At 60.4% G+C, this 15,144-nt stretch carries 9 protein-coding genes, 1 pseudogene and 2 CRISPR repeat arrays (1 of these 12 running past the window's edge); all 10 genes and pseudogenes read left to right on the forward strand.

Features of this window, described 5'->3' with window-relative positions:
• Nucleotides 1-11 precede the first annotated feature (11 nt).
• The 10 genes and pseudogenes from cas6 (at nt 12) to istB (ending at nt 12,666) form a co-directional block, all read left to right on the forward strand.
• The gene (gene cas6, locus V5E97_RS03740) at nt 12-641 is read left to right on the forward strand and encodes a type I-MYXAN CRISPR-associated protein Cas6/Cmx6 (RefSeq protein ID WP_406697940.1); all 630 of its coding nucleotides are present in this window, start codon (nt 12-14) and stop codon (nt 639-641) included.
• Nucleotides 638-1,078, forward strand: a complete 441-nt coding sequence (locus V5E97_RS03745; RefSeq protein ID WP_406697941.1) for a CRISPR-associated endonuclease Cas3'' — start codon at nt 638-640, stop codon at nt 1,076-1,078. Before cas6 ends, V5E97_RS03745 begins: the two co-directional genes overlap by 4 nt.
• Nucleotides 973-2,889, forward strand: a complete 1,917-nt coding sequence (gene cas3, locus V5E97_RS03750) for a CRISPR-associated helicase Cas3' (RefSeq protein ID WP_406697942.1) — start codon at nt 973-975, stop codon at nt 2,887-2,889. Before V5E97_RS03745 ends, cas3 begins: the two co-directional genes overlap by 106 nt.
• A complete protein-coding gene (gene cas8a1, locus V5E97_RS03755; protein ID WP_406697943.1) occupies nt 2,877-4,418 on the forward strand; it encodes a type I-MYXAN CRISPR-associated Cas8a1/Cmx1 in 1,542 nt (513 codons plus the stop codon). The genes cas3 and cas8a1 overlap by 13 nt, the downstream gene beginning before the upstream one ends.
• Before the next feature lie 56 nt (nt 4,419-4,474).
• A pseudogene (locus V5E97_RS03760) lies at nt 4,475-5,415 on the forward strand (DevR family CRISPR-associated autoregulator).
• 3 nt (nt 5,416-5,418) lie between these two features.
• Nucleotides 5,419-6,048: a type I-MYXAN CRISPR-associated protein Cas5/Cmx5/DevS gene (gene cas5 / locus V5E97_RS03765; protein WP_406697944.1), complete on the forward strand. Its 630-nt coding sequence runs from the start codon at nt 5,419-5,421 to the stop codon at nt 6,046-6,048.
• Between the two features lie 131 nt (nt 6,049-6,179).
• The gene (gene cas1, locus V5E97_RS03770) at nt 6,180-7,835 is read left to right on the forward strand and encodes a type I-MYXAN CRISPR-associated endonuclease Cas1 (protein ID WP_406697945.1); all 1,656 of its coding nucleotides are present in this window, start codon (nt 6,180-6,182) and stop codon (nt 7,833-7,835) included.
• 55 nt (nt 7,836-7,890) lie between these two features.
• The gene (gene cas2, locus V5E97_RS03775) at nt 7,891-8,190 is read left to right on the forward strand and encodes a CRISPR-associated endonuclease Cas2 (protein ID WP_406697946.1); all 300 of its coding nucleotides are present in this window, start codon (nt 7,891-7,893) and stop codon (nt 8,188-8,190) included.
• Nucleotides 8,191-8,446: 256 nt separating this feature from the next.
• Nucleotides 8,447-10,138: direct repeats of the CRISPR family, unit length 36 nt; unit sequence GTGCCCACCTCTGTGATGCCGAAAGGCGTTGAGCAC.
• A gap of 165 nt (nt 10,139-10,303) precedes the next feature.
• The gene (istA, locus tag V5E97_RS03780) at nt 10,304-11,794 is read left to right on the forward strand and encodes an IS21 family transposase (protein WP_406697947.1); all 1,491 of its coding nucleotides are present in this window, start codon (nt 10,304-10,306) and stop codon (nt 11,792-11,794) included.
• Nucleotides 11,791-12,666, forward strand: a complete 876-nt coding sequence (gene istB, locus V5E97_RS03785; protein WP_406697949.1) for an IS21-like element helper ATPase IstB — start codon at nt 11,791-11,793, stop codon at nt 12,664-12,666. Before istA ends, istB begins: the two co-directional genes overlap by 4 nt.
• A 100-nt stretch (nt 12,667-12,766) precedes the next feature.
• A CRISPR array of direct repeats spans nt 12,767-15,144; the repeat unit is 36 nt; unit sequence GTGCCCACCTCTGTGATGCCGAAAGGCGTTGAGCAC (it continues 1,840 nt past the right edge of the window).

Consider the following 15,144-nt stretch of genomic DNA (forward strand, 5'->3'; position numbering starts at 1 on the left):
GAGATTATCGCATGCCAATCATCGACCTCAATTTCAGCATTATCGGAACCACGATCCCACTGGATCACGGATACAGCTTATTTTCCGCACTATGCCGCGTCGTTCCGCAACTTCATGGTGACACAAGGATCGGCGTCCATCCGATTCGAGGACGCCAAGCCGCTCCTGGCGTCCTGAGCCTGATCGATTCCTCCCGGATTCGGCTCCGACTCCCCTCGGAGGAAATCGCTCCTTATATCGCCGTAGCCGGCACGGAGCTTGAACTGGACGGCCACCGGCTCCAAGTCGGAATCCCTCGTGTCGAATGTCTCACCCCAGCCCCGAGCCTGGGATCTCGCTTGGTGACGTTCCGCGGTGTGATCGACCCAACCCTCTTTGAAGCCAACATTCGTCGGCATCTCGAAAAACGAAAAATCTCCGGTGAGCCGAGCCTCGTGGCCGCGACCCGCGCCCCCTGGACCGGCCAGCCGATGCGACGCGTGCTAAAAGTCAAGGACAAACGAGTTATTGGATATTCACTTCGCATTCATGGCCTTAAATCCGAGGATTCAATTAGCCTTCAGGAAGAGGGATTAGGAGGACGTAGACGAATGGGATGCGGTGTATTCCAACCAGTGTCTCGCCCGGAGAATTGCTTATGACGGCGTTTACTTTACTCGCAAAAAGCGATGGCTTCGGACGCCGCCGCCAGAGCATTCGCGAACACACCGAAGCGGTCATAAAGTCGGGGGAAAGGCTGGTCGAGGTCACGGGAGTTGCCCAATTGGTTGCGGTCGGCCTCGACCCACTCCACTGGCTCGATCGTTTTCGGCGCGAGATCAAACTCGCCGCACTACTCCATGACCTTGGCAAGGCAAACGACCATTTTCAGGAGATGCTCGCCGGAAGGGCGATCCGAGGCCAGGGCCTTCGCCACGAGGCGGTATCTTTCCTGATCGCCCGCCAACCGGAGGTGCGAAATGGATCCAGTCGGTGCTCGGCAACAATCGAGCCGTCGAGCTTGTCCTCTGGGCGATCGCAGGGCACCACAGGAAGTTCCCCCCCACGGCCCCACCCGAGGACTGCAATTCGGAGATGATCGTCTATCTGTCGCATCCCGACTTTCACAACACGTTGACGCTCGGCACACACGAGCTATCCCTGCCTGATCCTCCACGATTCGAATCTGACCGTAAGCTCAAACTGACACGAATCAACAGTTCGTTACGGGAATTCGAGGATGCGCAGGAAGACGCTGAAGTATTAATGGAAGCGGCAACGGACGAAGAAAAAAGGTATGTCGCAGTACTCAAGGCATGCTTAATCTGCGCCGACGTAGCCGGGTCGATCGGGAGACGCGGCTCGCAATCAATGGACGAGTGGATCACGCAAGCGTTTAAATGCCTGCCTCGGCCTCAACAATTGGAATCGGTTGTACACAAAGGTCTCAAGGGGAGCGAGCTACGACCGTTTCAAATCCAGGTTGCCGAGACGACGAATCGTGTCGTCTTCGTCCAGGCGGGTTGTGGTAGCGGAAAAACCTCAGCGGCTTATCTATGGGCCGCCCAGCAAGCGCCTGGCCAACGCCTTTTTTTCTGTTACCCGACAACGGGTACAGCCACCGAAGGATTTCGCGATTACCTGCTCGATCCTTCGCTCGACGCCGAATTGATCCACGGACGTGCCGAGGTTGACATGGAGATTCTCGGACTCGGCGATGACGAACCGGGTCGAGAAGAGGACACCAAGAGCGGTCAGGGAAAGGCCATCGAAGACTCCGCCGGCGCCATGCAGCAATGGTCAACGCCCCTGGTGAGTTGCACAGTCGACACGGTCCTCGGTCTGGTCCAGAACCATCGGCGCGGGATTTATGCCTGGCCGTCGATCGCAGGGGCCGCTCTCGTCTTCGATGAAATTCACTCGTATGACGATAACCTATTTTCCGCGTTGGTGCGTTTCCTTACCGACGTTCGAGGGGTGCGGTGTCTACTGATGACCGCCAGTCTCCCCGAACCTCGCTTGCAAACGATCCGCGCGGCACTCGATGGAATCGGGGAAACACTCGGCGGACCCATTGATGGCCCGGAGGATCTGCAATTATTGAAACGTTATCGGCGTGAGTATAACGATTCACCTTGGGACCGCGTCGAAAACGTGCTCTCCGAAAGAAAGAAAGTCCTCTGGGTGGTCAACACGGTCGCCGAAGCGATGAGCTTGGCTGAGCATCCTCGGGCCAAGAAGCTCAGGCCGACGCTCTATCATAGCCGGTTCCGATATATCGATCGAGTCGCGCGTCATAGGGACGTCATCGAAGCATTCGCAAAAGCCGATGCCCCTGCCTTCGCCATCACAACCCAGGTGGCGGAAATGTCGCTCGACTTGTCCGCCGATCTCCTCATAACTCACCTAGCCCCGATCCCCGCGCTGATTCAACGACTCGGCCGCTTGAATCGCCGTGCCAGGCCCGGCCGAAACGATGGAATCCGCCCCTTCATCATCATCAAGCCCGATGGTCATCTGCCCTACGCGCAGGATCAACTTCAAGAAGCGAGTGCATGGCTTGCCTCCCTCGGAGACGAGGAACTCTCCCAGGCCGATCTCGCCGCGCACTGGATCGCTCAGCCCGTTCCATCGTCCGATCGAGTCGATCATTTTGTCTGGCTCGATGGAGGTTTCGTCACGGAAACAAGACCTCTTCGAATCGCTTCACCTGGCATCGACATTATCTTACAAGCCGATCGGGTTGCCGTGGAATCCCGACAGCGTCGTTCCGAGGAGGTACGCATTCCCATGCCCCCTCCGCGCACGGGCCTGAACTGGCGAGCGTGGGACGAAGTCGCTTTCTGCAGAGTTCCTCCCGAGGGACTGATCACCTACGACGAGAGGAAGGGGGCCGAGTGGAAACGTTAAGTATCGATCTTTTTGCACCGGGGATGAGTCCGCTACATCGCGCGGGGCTGGGCGGACTTGCAGCCACACTCAAATGGATCGACGACAAAGTCAAAGGTGACCGACGTCCGCCCGGCGATTGGTCCGTCGACGATCGCCAAGTTGAATTGAGATGGGAGAATTCCAATGGAGCGAAGGACTTTCTCAAGCGACTCTACGAACTCGCCTTCCAGATCGATGAAAACGGCTTGATCCACTTGCCTGGCAGCTACGGCAACGGTCCGCCCAAACCGGAAGTATTGGCGGAACTTCAGCAGGGGATGTCGCTGACGATTCTCCAATTCGGCCCAAATCGCAAATCCGATGGGGTCGCCCTAAAAAGCTATGAAATTGATAATCAGACGATCACGATCCAGCACCAGAAGCTCACCGGCTACACTCATCAATCCGAATGGGAAAAGCTGGTCACAGGAAAAGGAACTTTAAAGCCGCATGCGATTATTAGTGGAACGATCGCTCCCGGTTTCGTCCAGCGTCATGTTGCGTTTCCATCAACCACAATCGAGCAGCCACCTGGCCTGGCGATCGCCCTTCACTTCGCCCTGATCGGAACACTCTCCCTCGCGATCGACCGGAAAACCGGAGTCCTACTCGTCCCGGATGTCAAGGACCTGAATCTCTTCGTCAGGCGTCGCGGCCTGATGACGCCCAAGTCCGCCCGGGATTGCCGCATCGCCAGCCCGGCCGATGCCGCTCTCCAGACTCAGGTCAGGCTGCAACTCACCGAGGGAGCACAAAAACTCAAGACCGATCGCTGTCTCGCAGTCTTGTTTGCCACCAAGGCTTGGAATGAGAAGCAGAAGGCACGCGCCAGCGTCCTAGATATCGAACCTGACACCACCACCCTGGAGCGGTTCGATCTCGCGATGCACACCCTCCAGGCTCGCATAGCTCTGACGAAACCGACCAAGAAGGGAGAAGCACCGGTTCCATTCTGGGCCGAGAGCGTGATCCGGCCGTTGGTGGCGGAAAACCTCGCACGAGACCAGCCCTGGTATCAAGATTTCCGCCGTTTGGTCGTGTCGCCGGATGGCTCCGACGACGCTCAGAAAGTCCGCCAACTCGGATTTGAAAAGAAAGGCTTGCAGGCCATGGTCAACGCTCACTGGGAAGATCGAGGAGAAGAGGCCATCGTCCGCTCCGTCCACGAGGCGATGTTTCGACGATACGGCATGATCCGGGACGAAACCGCTGGCAATCAGACGGCATTCAATAACCGCGCCGACCGCCAAATGCAGCGTTGGCGGCTCGCCTTCGCCGGAGCCAAGACCGCAGATGATTTCCGCAAAGCCCTGACTGATCTCTGGAGCCGCTCGGGCTCCAATCCAGTCTTGAAGTCCTCGTGGCGCGAGGTCTTGCCCCTGATCTGCGACGAGGATCGCTGGAGGCTCGCCCGTGATCTCGCCTTGCTGGCGCTGGCAAGCTATGAACGGCCGGTGTCAGCGCCAAAAGACGTGGATTCGGTAGTTGAAAAATCCACTGAAGTCTAATCACACAGTTTCGAACAGGTTTCGAGTCACTTCACTAATCAAAGAGGATCGAATCGATGAGTTTGCACATCTACGGAGCCGTTGTCACCCACCACGGAACGGCGGCCAACAACCGAGCAGAGACCGAAGGAAATATCACAACCCTTCAGAAATTACTCTGGTTCGGCAAAGTTCATTCCTCGGTCAGCGCCGAGGCGATTCGATTCGCCATCCGTCGCCGCTTGGCGGAGCATGAGCCGACGAATCGACGATGGGATGAGGACCTGCGTATGAACGTCTGGGCCGACCCGATTTTTGAAGCCTGGGCAAGCAAAACCGGCAAACCCTTCATTGACGATGACATCCTTGGTTTCATGAGTGCCGACGCCGCCAAGGAAGAAAACGGGCCCGAAGCAGCCACGGAGCCCGATGACAAAAAGAAACCCCGTGCCAAGGGCACGACCAAAGTCCGCCGAGCTGTCCTCGAAGTCACCCGCGCGATCTCACTCTCGCCCTACGGCGGCGACGTGACTTTCAATGCGGCCAGCCCCGGCGCGACGCCTTCGGCGCAGAAGAAGGGGAGCAATCCCGTTCCCTATGGCACCGAGCTTCATGCCACTCGCTACCAGTACGGGTTTGCCCTGACACCCAGCGCCTTGCGTAAGCCCGAGCGAGCCGCGGTTGCCATTGAATCGCTCTGCTCGCTGGGAGAAGTCGCCGGTAATCATGGGCGATTCTCTACGACTTCAGCCCCGAGAGCATTGTCTTCCGGGTAACTCACGATCCGGCCCCAAGGCTCCTCTATCTCTTCGAGGGGGGTGGAACGACTGTCGACGCGCCGGCCCTCCTGGCAAGGGTCAAATCAGGTGACCTGCCGGCCAAAGAGTTAATCATCGCCGGCGCTTTCAGCCAGACCGCAACCGCGAGAGAAGTCGCGGCACTGGGAGCGACATTGGAGCCCGGTGTGCGTAGCGCAGCCCGTCTCGTCTGCGAGCGGATCGCCGCCGGGGAGGGTTGATTCATGCTCGCCCTCAGGGTCACCGTTCCCATTGCCTGTTTCCGCAAGGGCTTCGCCCGCGAGTTCTGGGAAACCGAAGAATTGCCGCCGCCAGCCACTTGCTACGGCTTCCTGCTGTCCTTCGTCGGCGAGCAGGATCGCCGACGCCATGTCGGTGTGCGGGTGTGCCCAGCTTTGCTTGGTTTTCCAGAGCGTAGTGCCGTGCTTCGCACGCTTTGGCGAGTCAAGAAACTCCCTCTCGGCTCACCTGGCAACACACGTCCTGATTATCAGGAACTTCTCACCAACGTATGCCTTGCTATCTGGCTCGACTCGACCGAGGAGTTTGGAACCGGCCCGACGTTGGAGGAGCGCGTCCACACCGCGCTCGATCACCCTGAGCGGATCAATCGATTCGGTGGCCTGTCGCTCGGCGAGAGCACGCATCTGGTCGATGAGGTGGCGAGACTTCCTGATGGCTCGGACGGCAAGGCACGAGTTTACCTGTTGAATGACCGGGGTCGGCTGTCCTTGCCTGTGTGGGTCGACCATGTCGGCTCGGCAAAGACTCGATACGTCAGTGGCGACTTGGTCGAAACCGACGTTTCCGCCCCCAGCCGGGATCGAATGCCCCGAATCGAACCCCTGGGTTAACCTCCGTCGCATGGGCGTCTGAGCTCGCGAGGGAAAACCCGTTTTCCTCAACGAAAGGAAAACGGGTTTTCGACCGACAACCTTGGCCCCCCGCGGCCACAAATCCATCCACATCACAAAGGAAGTCAATAATGACTCTTCCCATGGTCGACCACGCGCCTCCGTTGCGCGTGATGTCCCTCCACGCGCTGGCCTATTGCCAACGCCTGTTTTACCTCGAAGAAGTCGAGGAGATCCGCGTCGCCAGCGCCGCGGTGTATGCCGGGCGCGAACTCCACGCGTCGCTCGAAGCCGACGAGGAGGGAGAGCGAACTCAACTCGAACTGGCCGACCCGGGCTTGGGCCTCATCGGCAAGGTCGACGCGTTGAAGAGGCGGGACGGCACTTTCCTCCCCTACGAGCACAAACGCGGCCGCGCCCGCCGCGATGACAAGACGGCCATGGCCTGGCCTTCCGACCGGCTCCAGGTCATCGCTTACGCCGTTCTGATCGAATCGGCCACGGGGCAGGGCATCCCCGAGGGCCGGATCCGATACCATGCCGACAATGTCACCGTCCGCGTTCCGATCGACGCGACGGCGAGGACCGATCTGGAAGTGGCCGTCGCCACGGCGCGGCGGCTCCGCGAGACAACCGAGCGGCCGCCGGTCGCGGAGAACGAGCGGCTCTGTGTCCGCTGCTCGCTGGCCCCGGTCTGTCTCCCCGAGGAGGTCCGGCAAGCCGACGACCCCGAGCGCGAGCCGATCCGCCTCTTTCCTCCCGACCGCGACGGCACCAGCCTGCACGTCGTCCTCCCGGGCGCCTCGGTCGGCCGGAGCGGCGAGACCCTCGTCGTCAAGCCGCCCGACGGCGCTCCGCCCACCAAGCATGCGATCCGCGAGATCGACTCGCTACTGCTGCATGGATACTGCCAGATCACGACCCAGGCATTGAACCTCTGCGTCGACCGAGAGATCCCGGTCCACTGGCTGACAACCTCGGGGCGACACACCGCCAGCCTGACCGCAAGCGCCGGCCAGGTTCAGCGGCGGCTGAGGCAGTACCGCGCGCTGGCGGACGAAGCGACCTGCCTGCGATTGGCCAAGTCTCTGGCCCGCGCCAAGATCGAGAGCCAGCATCGCTACCTCCTCCGGGGCTCGCGCGGCGACGAGCAGGCCCGCGACGCGATGCTCCCCAACCTGATCCCCCTCCGCTCGGCGCTGGCCGCGCTCGACTCGGCCCCCAATCGCGACTCGCTTCGCGGCTTCGAGGGATCGGCCGCCGTCGGCTACTTCCGTGGCCTGGACCGGCTGCTCTCGCCCACGGTGCCCGAATCGCTCCGCTACTCGACCCGGAGCCGCCGTCCTCCGCTCGATCGCTTCAACGCCCTCCTCGGGTTCGGCTACGGATTGCTCCACACGGCCGTGATGCGGGCGATCCTCACCACCGGCCTGGAGCCTTCGCTCGGGTTCTTCCACACCCCGAGGAGCGCCGCCTATCCACTGGTCCTCGACCTGATGGAACTCTTTCGCGTCCCGCTCTGGGACATGGTCCTGATCGGCTCGCTGAACCGCAACCAGTGGGACCCCGACGCCGATTTCATCGTCACCAAGGGCAAGACCTGGCTCTCCGACACCGGCCGGCGCAAGACGATCCGGCTCTTCGAAGATCGGCTGGACGAGACCTGGAAGCATCCGGTCATCGGGTACTCACTCTCATACGTGCGCACGCTGGAGTTGGAGGCCCGACTCCTCGAAAAGGAATGGAGCGGTGAGCCTGGTCTTTTCGCGCGGATGCGACTTCGTTGATCGGTCCTGGTCGCACACCCCTGGCGAGCAAGAATAAGAATGGAGTCCCCCTGAAATGAATGACGCGAAGTGGTGGCTGATCTGCTACGATGTTCACGAACCGGCGCGTCTCCGCCGCGCCGCGAAGGTCCTCGAAGGATCGGGCCAGCGGATGCAGGAGTCGGTCTTCCGCTGCTGGATGACCCCGAGCCAGATGCACCGGCTTCGGTGGGAGCTCACCCAGGTTCTCGAACCGAACGACGAAGTGCTGCTGATCCCCCTTTGCCCCCGCTGCGTCGGAGGCATGGAGACAACCTACTCCGCACAGAACCACCCGGATTGGCCCGATGCCCCCGAGCCTCACAGGATCATCTAACCACCTGATTCAAGCATCTCCGGCCGTTGCGGCGAATTGCCCCATGGATGGACCGATCTCCTTTCTCTTCTTCAACATAGGGCTCTTTGACAATACGAACGATCCATGATTCACCCGAAACCCGCACCGCCTAACAACTTGCAAACCGTCCTTTCCAGGATCGGACCCCGTTTTCAAAGTCAACCTAAAGCCCCCGCCGCCGTGCTTGAAAACGTGCTCCACATCCTCTATCATGGGAACAGTTTACAACCGGGCGGTGCCCACCTCTGTGATGCCGAAAGGCGTTGAGCACAAGCGTTGCCCGACCCCTATTAACCACCACTCCGCCCGGTGCCCACCTCTGTGATGCCGAAAGGCGTTGAGCACAGGATTAGCCCACGCTTCGCCGTCCAGGTCATGGTGTGCCCACCTCTGTGATGCCGAAAGGCGTTGAGCACAGCAGCTTCGCATCGACAATAAGGAAAACGCCCCTGTGCCCACCTCTGTGATGCCGAAAGGCGTTGAGCACAGTGTAGCGATCAAGCGTCAACGTGATCGTCGAGTGGTGCCCACCTCTGTGATGCCGAAAGGCGTTGAGCACCTGCCGCGATGCCGGCTGTCGCCACGCCCCGCATTGTGCCCACCTCTGTGATGCCGAAAGGCGTTGAGCACAAAATTGTGGGCGAGGCGAACTGATTCCCACGCCAGCGTGCCCACCTCTGTGATGCCGAAAGGCGTTGAGCACCGGCCCACCAAACAGTGGAGACTGCCTATGAGCCAGGTGCCCACCTCTGTGATGCCGAAAGGCGTTGAGCACTGCCCGCTCCCTCCTCTTGACCCTTTCGCCCGTCCACGTGCCCACCTCTGTGATGCCGAAAGGCGTTGAGCACGGATAACCCCTGAGCAACACGGCTTCTACATGCTGGAGTGCCCACCTCTGTGATGCCGAAAGGCGTTGAGCACTCTCCCCTGGCCTCGAAGCGGTGCAAGAGCGGCTGAGTGCCCACCTCTGTGATGCCGAAAGGCGTTGAGCACAGCCTCGACCCGCGAGGATCACTCGCGAGACGAGGAGTGCCCACCTCTGTGATGCCGAAAGGCGTTGAGCACACCGAGAGTGAGGACGGTGGCACGCCGGCATATCGGGTGCCCACCTCTGTGATGCCGAAAGGCGTTGAGCACATCGTGATCGGCGTGGTCGTCGCCGGAGACGTGGTGATGTGCCCACCTCTGTGATGCCGAAAGGCGTTGAGCACAGGGAGTCGCGGAGAACGTTGCCCATGTGCGTCCCGTGCCCACCTCTGTGATGCCGAAAGGCGTTGAGCACTCGGCTGCACAAATTGGAACGCTCGCGGCAGAAAGTGCCCACCTCTGTGATGCCGAAAGGCGTTGAGCACACGTGGTCCGGCGAGGCCCAGCCCGGGACCGCCACCGAGTGCCCACCTCTGTGATGCCGAAATGCGTTGAGCACCTTCACGCGGCGATGATCACCCAATTTTCGGGCCGTGCCCACCTCTGTGATGCCGAAAGGCGTTGAGCACACCCTCCACCCATCGAAGGATTTACGGGTGTCCTCGGGTGCCCACCTCTGTGATGCCGAAAGGCGTTGAGCACTTGGCAGCAACCTCGATGCACAACTCCACATCTGCGTGCCCACCTCTGTGATGCCGAAAGGCGTTGAGCACGTCGCGTTGGGCGGATGGGCGATGCGTCGTTCTCGTGCCCACCTCTGTGATGCCGAAAGGCGTTGAGCACATCGGACGAACCAAAGATCAGGGATCGGGGAGTTGAAGTGCCCACCTCTGTGATGCCGAAAGGCGTTGAGCACTCTATCCGATCGGTCCCGATTCTCTGGTGCAAGTTGGGTGCCCACCTCTGTGATGCCGAAAGGCGTTGAGCACCTCGCATCAAGAAGTGGGCGGAAGCCGTTATCAAAGTGCCCACCTCTGTGATGCCGAAAGGCGTTGAGCACCACCGAAGTGTGAACGTCGGTCGAAAAACGTAGCGCGCGCCGGTCTCCGATGTTCGGTCGAAAAACGTAGCGCTCATAGATCCACTCGTGGCGTCTGGTACACCAAGGTGAACACTGTTTCGCCTCGATACCCCACGCGTCGCGAGGTCATGGGTGTTCACACACATGCAAAACTGGGCCGAGATCCGCCGTCGCGTCCTCGTGGACGGGCAGAGCAAACGTTCCATCTGCCGCGAGTTCGACATCCACTGGGACACCCTCCAAAAGATCCTCCTCCATAATGAGCCTCCAGGCTATCGCCAGAACCTGCCGCGTTCACGCCCCAAACTTGAGCCGTTCTTACCGATCATCCATCAAATCCTCCAGGATGACCGCAAGGCGCCGAGGAAGCAGCGGCATACCGTTCGTCGCATCTTTCAACGCCTTAGAAATGAACATGGCTATCTTGGTGGATTGACAATGGTTCAAGGCGTCGTCCAAGCCTGGCGGGAGGGGCAAGCCGAAGCGTTCCTCCCCCTGGTCCACCGGCCCGGCGACGCTCAAGCGGACTTCGGACGCGCCGTCATCAACATCGCTGGACAATCCTCCACGGCCGCGATGTTCGTCATGACGCTCACCCATTCCGATGCGATCTTCTGCGCCGTCTTCCCGCGGGAATGCACGCTCACCTTTCAGGAGGGACATCGCCTCGCCTTCGAGTGCTTCGGCGGCATACCCCGTCGGATCACCTACGACAATACCCGGATCGCCGTGGCTCGGATTCTCGGCCACCGGGGGGAGGGCGTGACCACCGAGTTCCTCAAAATGAAAAGTCACTACTTGTTTGAATCTCATTTCTGTCGTGTTCGTTCCCCCAACGAAAAAGGACATGTTGAGTCGCTTTTAGGCTACGCGCGGCGTAACTTCCTCGTGCCGGTCCCCGAGGCCGATTCCTTCGCCGCGCTCAATGCACGCTTGGAAGAGAGCTGCCGGAGTGACCTGGAACGCACGACGCGAGGCCAGACGCTGACCAATGCCCAACTCCTGGAGCGGGAGCGAGCCGAACTGTTGGCCATTCCCAAGGAGCCGTTGAGCATCCGCCAGGTGGAGTCAGTCCGGGCCAATTCGTTGTCGCTGGTACGATTCGATCGCAACGATTACTCGGTCCCGACTCGATACGCGCATCGGCGTCTGACCGTCGTGGCGGATGTAGAGCGGGTGCGGGTGGAGACGACCGGAACAATCGTTGCCAACCATCCTCGATCCTGGGATCGCTGTCGGACAATCTTCGATCCAATCCATTATCTGGGCTTGCTGGAGCGAAAGCCCGGGGCACTGGACTTCGCCCTGCCCCTGGAGGGCTGGGAGTTGCCGGAGTGCTTTGCGGCACTCCGGCTCCGCCTGGCCGAGGACGAGGGGCCGCGTGGCCAGGTCGAGTACATCCGAGTCCTGCGACTCCTGGAACAAGCCACGCTTGGGGAGTTGACCGCGGCGGTCGAGCAGGCCTTGAGTCTGGAGGTGTCGGCAGCCGACGGAGTGCGGTTAATCTTGGAGCACCGCCGGGATCGGCCGACGGCGACATTGGATCTGGAAGGCCTTCCCCACTTGCCACGCGTGAGCGTCCCGGAGCCAGACCTGAGCGGCTACCGCTCGTTGTGCGGGGAGGTGCCGCGATGAGCAAGTCAAGTTCGACGCCAGGAGACTTGGTCCGTTTGAAGCCGATGCTGAGGTCTTTGAAGCTACCGACGATCTGGGCGGAGTGCGAGAAGGTCGCCCGGCAGTGCGCGAGTGAACGGGTGGACCATCTGGGTTATCTGTCGCGGGTGTGCGAACTGGAACTGATCGAGCGGGAGCGAAAGGCGGCGGCGCGCCGACTGAAGGGGGCGCGGTTTCCCGCGGTAAAGACTCTGGGAGAATTCGAGTTCGCGGCCCAGTCGGTGATCCCCGAGATTTTGTTGCACGCTCTTTCAAGATGCGAATACATTGACAAGCGTGAGAATGTACTGTTGGTCGGCGCATCGGGTACGGGGAAGACGCACCTGGCGACATCGCTGGCCGTGGAGGCATGCCAGCGAGGCAAGCGTGTGCGATTCGTGAGGGTGACCGAACTGATCACGAGCCTGCTGGAGGCACGGGATCAACACCAACTGGCGAGGCTGAAGGGGCAGTTGAACAAGCTGGACCTGCTGGTGCTCGACGAACTGGGTTACGTACCGGCGAGCAAGGTAGGAGCGGAGTTGCTCTTTGATGTGATCAGCACAGCATATGAAAGATTCAGTTTGATCGTAACGACGAACCTTCCGTTCGAGCGTTGGACGGAAGTCCTGTTGGACGCGAGCTTGACGGCCGCTGCGTTGGATCGCCTGACGCACCGCTGCCACATCGTGGAGACGGGCAGTGAGAGTTATCGCCTCAAGGAGGCAAAGCGTCGCCGCGTCACTCCGGATGGCTTGAATCGTGAAAGGAAGGTGTCGAGCACGAGTCCTGTGAACGAAAGTCGAGTCGCTGAGCGATCGTCCCCTGTGGACGACCTGAGCTCAGACAGGTAACATCTGTTTACCGGGCGCTACGCTTTTCAACCGGCGCGCGCTACGTTTTTCGACCGACGTTCACAACCGAAGAGGGTAGCGGCGCAGCCACCTACATCAAGTGCCCACCTCTGTGATGCCGAAAGGCGTTGAGCACCGAGTTAACACGCCAATTGAGACGGAGTACCTCAAGTGCCCACCTCTGTGATGCCGAAAGGCGTTGAGCACCGCTTGCCGATGCTCGCGATCGAGGCGCTCGCGGCGTGCCCACCTCTGTGATGCCGAAAGGCGTTGAGCACACACCGTGTTCCAGAAGCGTGAGGCTGGATGAAATGTGCCCACCTCTGTGATGCCGAAAGGCGTTGAGCACTTCGGGCTCTTCGACCTGACGGATGATCCGCCGATGGCGTGCCCACCTCTGTGATGCCGAAAGGCGTTGAGCACACCTGCCTTGGAGGCGACGGTTAGCGAAGTGGCCAGTGCCCACCTCTGTGATGCCGAAAGGCGTTGAGCACGCTCACCCCCACACACGCCAACTCCTCGTCCCGCCGCGTGCCCACCTCTGTGATGCCGAAAGGCGTTGAGCACACCACGCGGCGGTTGGGCCCCTGCCGACCGCCGCGTTGTGCCCACCTCTGTGATGCCGAAAGGCGTTGAGCACACGACGAGGACGGCGAAGACGACTTCTCGCCCAGCCTCAGTGCCCACCTCTGTGATGCCGAAAGGCGTTGAGCACAACTGTACTCTCAGACACTACTCGGCTTCGTCGCGAGTGCCCACCTCTGTGATGCCGAAAGGCGTTGAGCACATGGCGACCCCGTTTGTCCACGACTCGGGATCTCTCTCGTGCCCACCTCTGTGATGCCGAAAGGCGTTGAGCACTTGCCTGCACGCTTTATCAGGGTCACCTCAGGCTAGTGCCCACCTCTGTGATGCCGAAAGGCGTTGAGCACGCTTGGCTGCCGCCATCGAAGCAGCCAAACCGCCCGAGTGCCCACCTCTGTGATGCCGAAAGGCGTTGAGCACTTCGTCGTGCACGAGTCGATCAGAACCGCGCTTTGGTGCCCACCTCTGTGATGCCGAAAGGCGTTGAGCACACGATCGGATCAACGGCGCGGCCGAGATCCTGAGGTGCCCACCTCTGTGATGCCGAAAGGCGTTGAGCACACGTAGAAGCCGGCCGCCCGCTCGGCTTTCGTGAGTGCCCACCTCTGTGATGCCGAAAGGCGTTGAGCACCGGGGTCGCGTTCAAGGCACGACGAGCATGTTCAAGTGCCCACCTCTGTGATGCCGAAAGGCGTTGAGCACGAGTAGTTGCCGTGGAGCCTGCCCTCACCGCCTGAGTGCCCACCTCTGTGATGCCGAAAGGCGTTGAGCACACCCAGAGACGGGAGACCCGATCGAGCCGAGCGAGTGCCCACCTCTGTGATGCCGAAAGGCGTTGAGCACAACTGGGCTTTAGGGTAGCCGAACGCGTCCCCCATCGTGCCCACCTCTGTGATGCCGAAAGGCGTTGAGCACTTGTTCTGATAGAACGAATCACGCTTGAACGATTCGTGCCCACCTCTGTGATGCCGAAATGCGTTGAGCACTCACGCAAGCCCACAGGAGCGGCGCCCGCCGCTCCCTGTGCCCACCTCTGTGATGCCGAAAGGCGTTGAGCACCGTGTCAACACTGGTGTTTACAGAATTCGCAGATTTTCTTGTGCCCACCTCTGTGATGCCGAAAGGCGTTGAGCACCGTCCACCCGCATTCGCATAGGTATTGGCGGCTCCAGTGCCCACCTCTGTGATGCCGAAAGGCGTTGAGCACGACTATCCGGAAGACCCCCAGCACCCGTTTGAAGAGTGCCCACCTCTGTGATGCCGAAAGGCGTTGAGCACTTCCTCTTTCGCTCTTGCTCGACTGCCCGGCTTTGGTGCCCACCTCTGTGATGCCGAAAGGCGTTGAGCACTACCGAGTTGACCCCAACCAATCGGCCCCCGTCCCGTGCCCACCTCTGTGATGCCGAAAGGCGTTGAGCACGTACTCGGGGTGAGCCTCGACCAGCTCGACACCAGCGTGCCCACCTCTGTGATGCCGAAAGGCGTTGAGCACGCCCGCCTCGAAGCATGCTGGGCAGCAGTCAGAGTGGTGCCCACCTCTGTGATGCCGAAAGGCGTTGAGCACTCTTTCCCGCGTTCATCCAGGACAAGATCGAGGAATGTGCCCACCTCTGTGATGCCGAAAGGCGTTGAGCACGGAACCCCTCGATCACGTAATCCCAGGTCGAAGTGTGCCCACCTCTGTGATGCCGAAAGGCGTTGAGCACCACAGTAACGGGTCCAGGTGGCCCAGGAAGCTGGTCGTGCCCACCTCTGTGATGCCGAAAGGCGTTGAGCACCTCTTCGGGGTGATCCTTCATGAGCTCGGCCATTCGATGTGCCCACCTCTGTGATGCCGAAAGGCGTTGAGCACTCGATCTGATCAGCGTCAATGTCCCAGGGGATCTCGTCGTG

Origin of the sequence: Singulisphaera photorubra (assembly GCF_045290345.1) — a bacterium.
GTDB lineage: Bacteria > Planctomycetota > Planctomycetia > Isosphaerales > Isosphaeraceae > Singulisphaera.

Bases quoted from the DNA above. Each gene is read 5' to 3' on its own strand.
- V5E97_RS03745 (WP_406697941.1), top strand. From the start codon at position 638: ATGACGGCGTTTACTTTACTCGCAAAAAGCGATGGCTTCGGACGCCGC.
- istB (WP_406697949.1), top strand. From the start codon at position 11,791: ATGAGCAAGTCAAGTTCGACGCCAGGAGACTTGGTCCGTTTGAAGCCG.
- cas5 (WP_406697944.1), top strand. From the start codon at position 5,419: ATGCTCGCCCTCAGGGTCACCGTTCCCATTGCCTGTTTCCGCAAGGGC.
- istA (WP_406697947.1), top strand. From the start codon at position 10,304: ATGCAAAACTGGGCCGAGATCCGCCGTCGCGTCCTCGTGGACGGGCAG.
- cas6 (WP_406697940.1), top strand. From the start codon at position 12: ATGCCAATCATCGACCTCAATTTCAGCATTATCGGAACCACGATCCCA.
- cas2 (WP_406697946.1), top strand. From the start codon at position 7,891: ATGAATGACGCGAAGTGGTGGCTGATCTGCTACGATGTTCACGAACCG.
- cas1 (WP_406697945.1), top strand. From the start codon at position 6,180: ATGACTCTTCCCATGGTCGACCACGCGCCTCCGTTGCGCGTGATGTCC.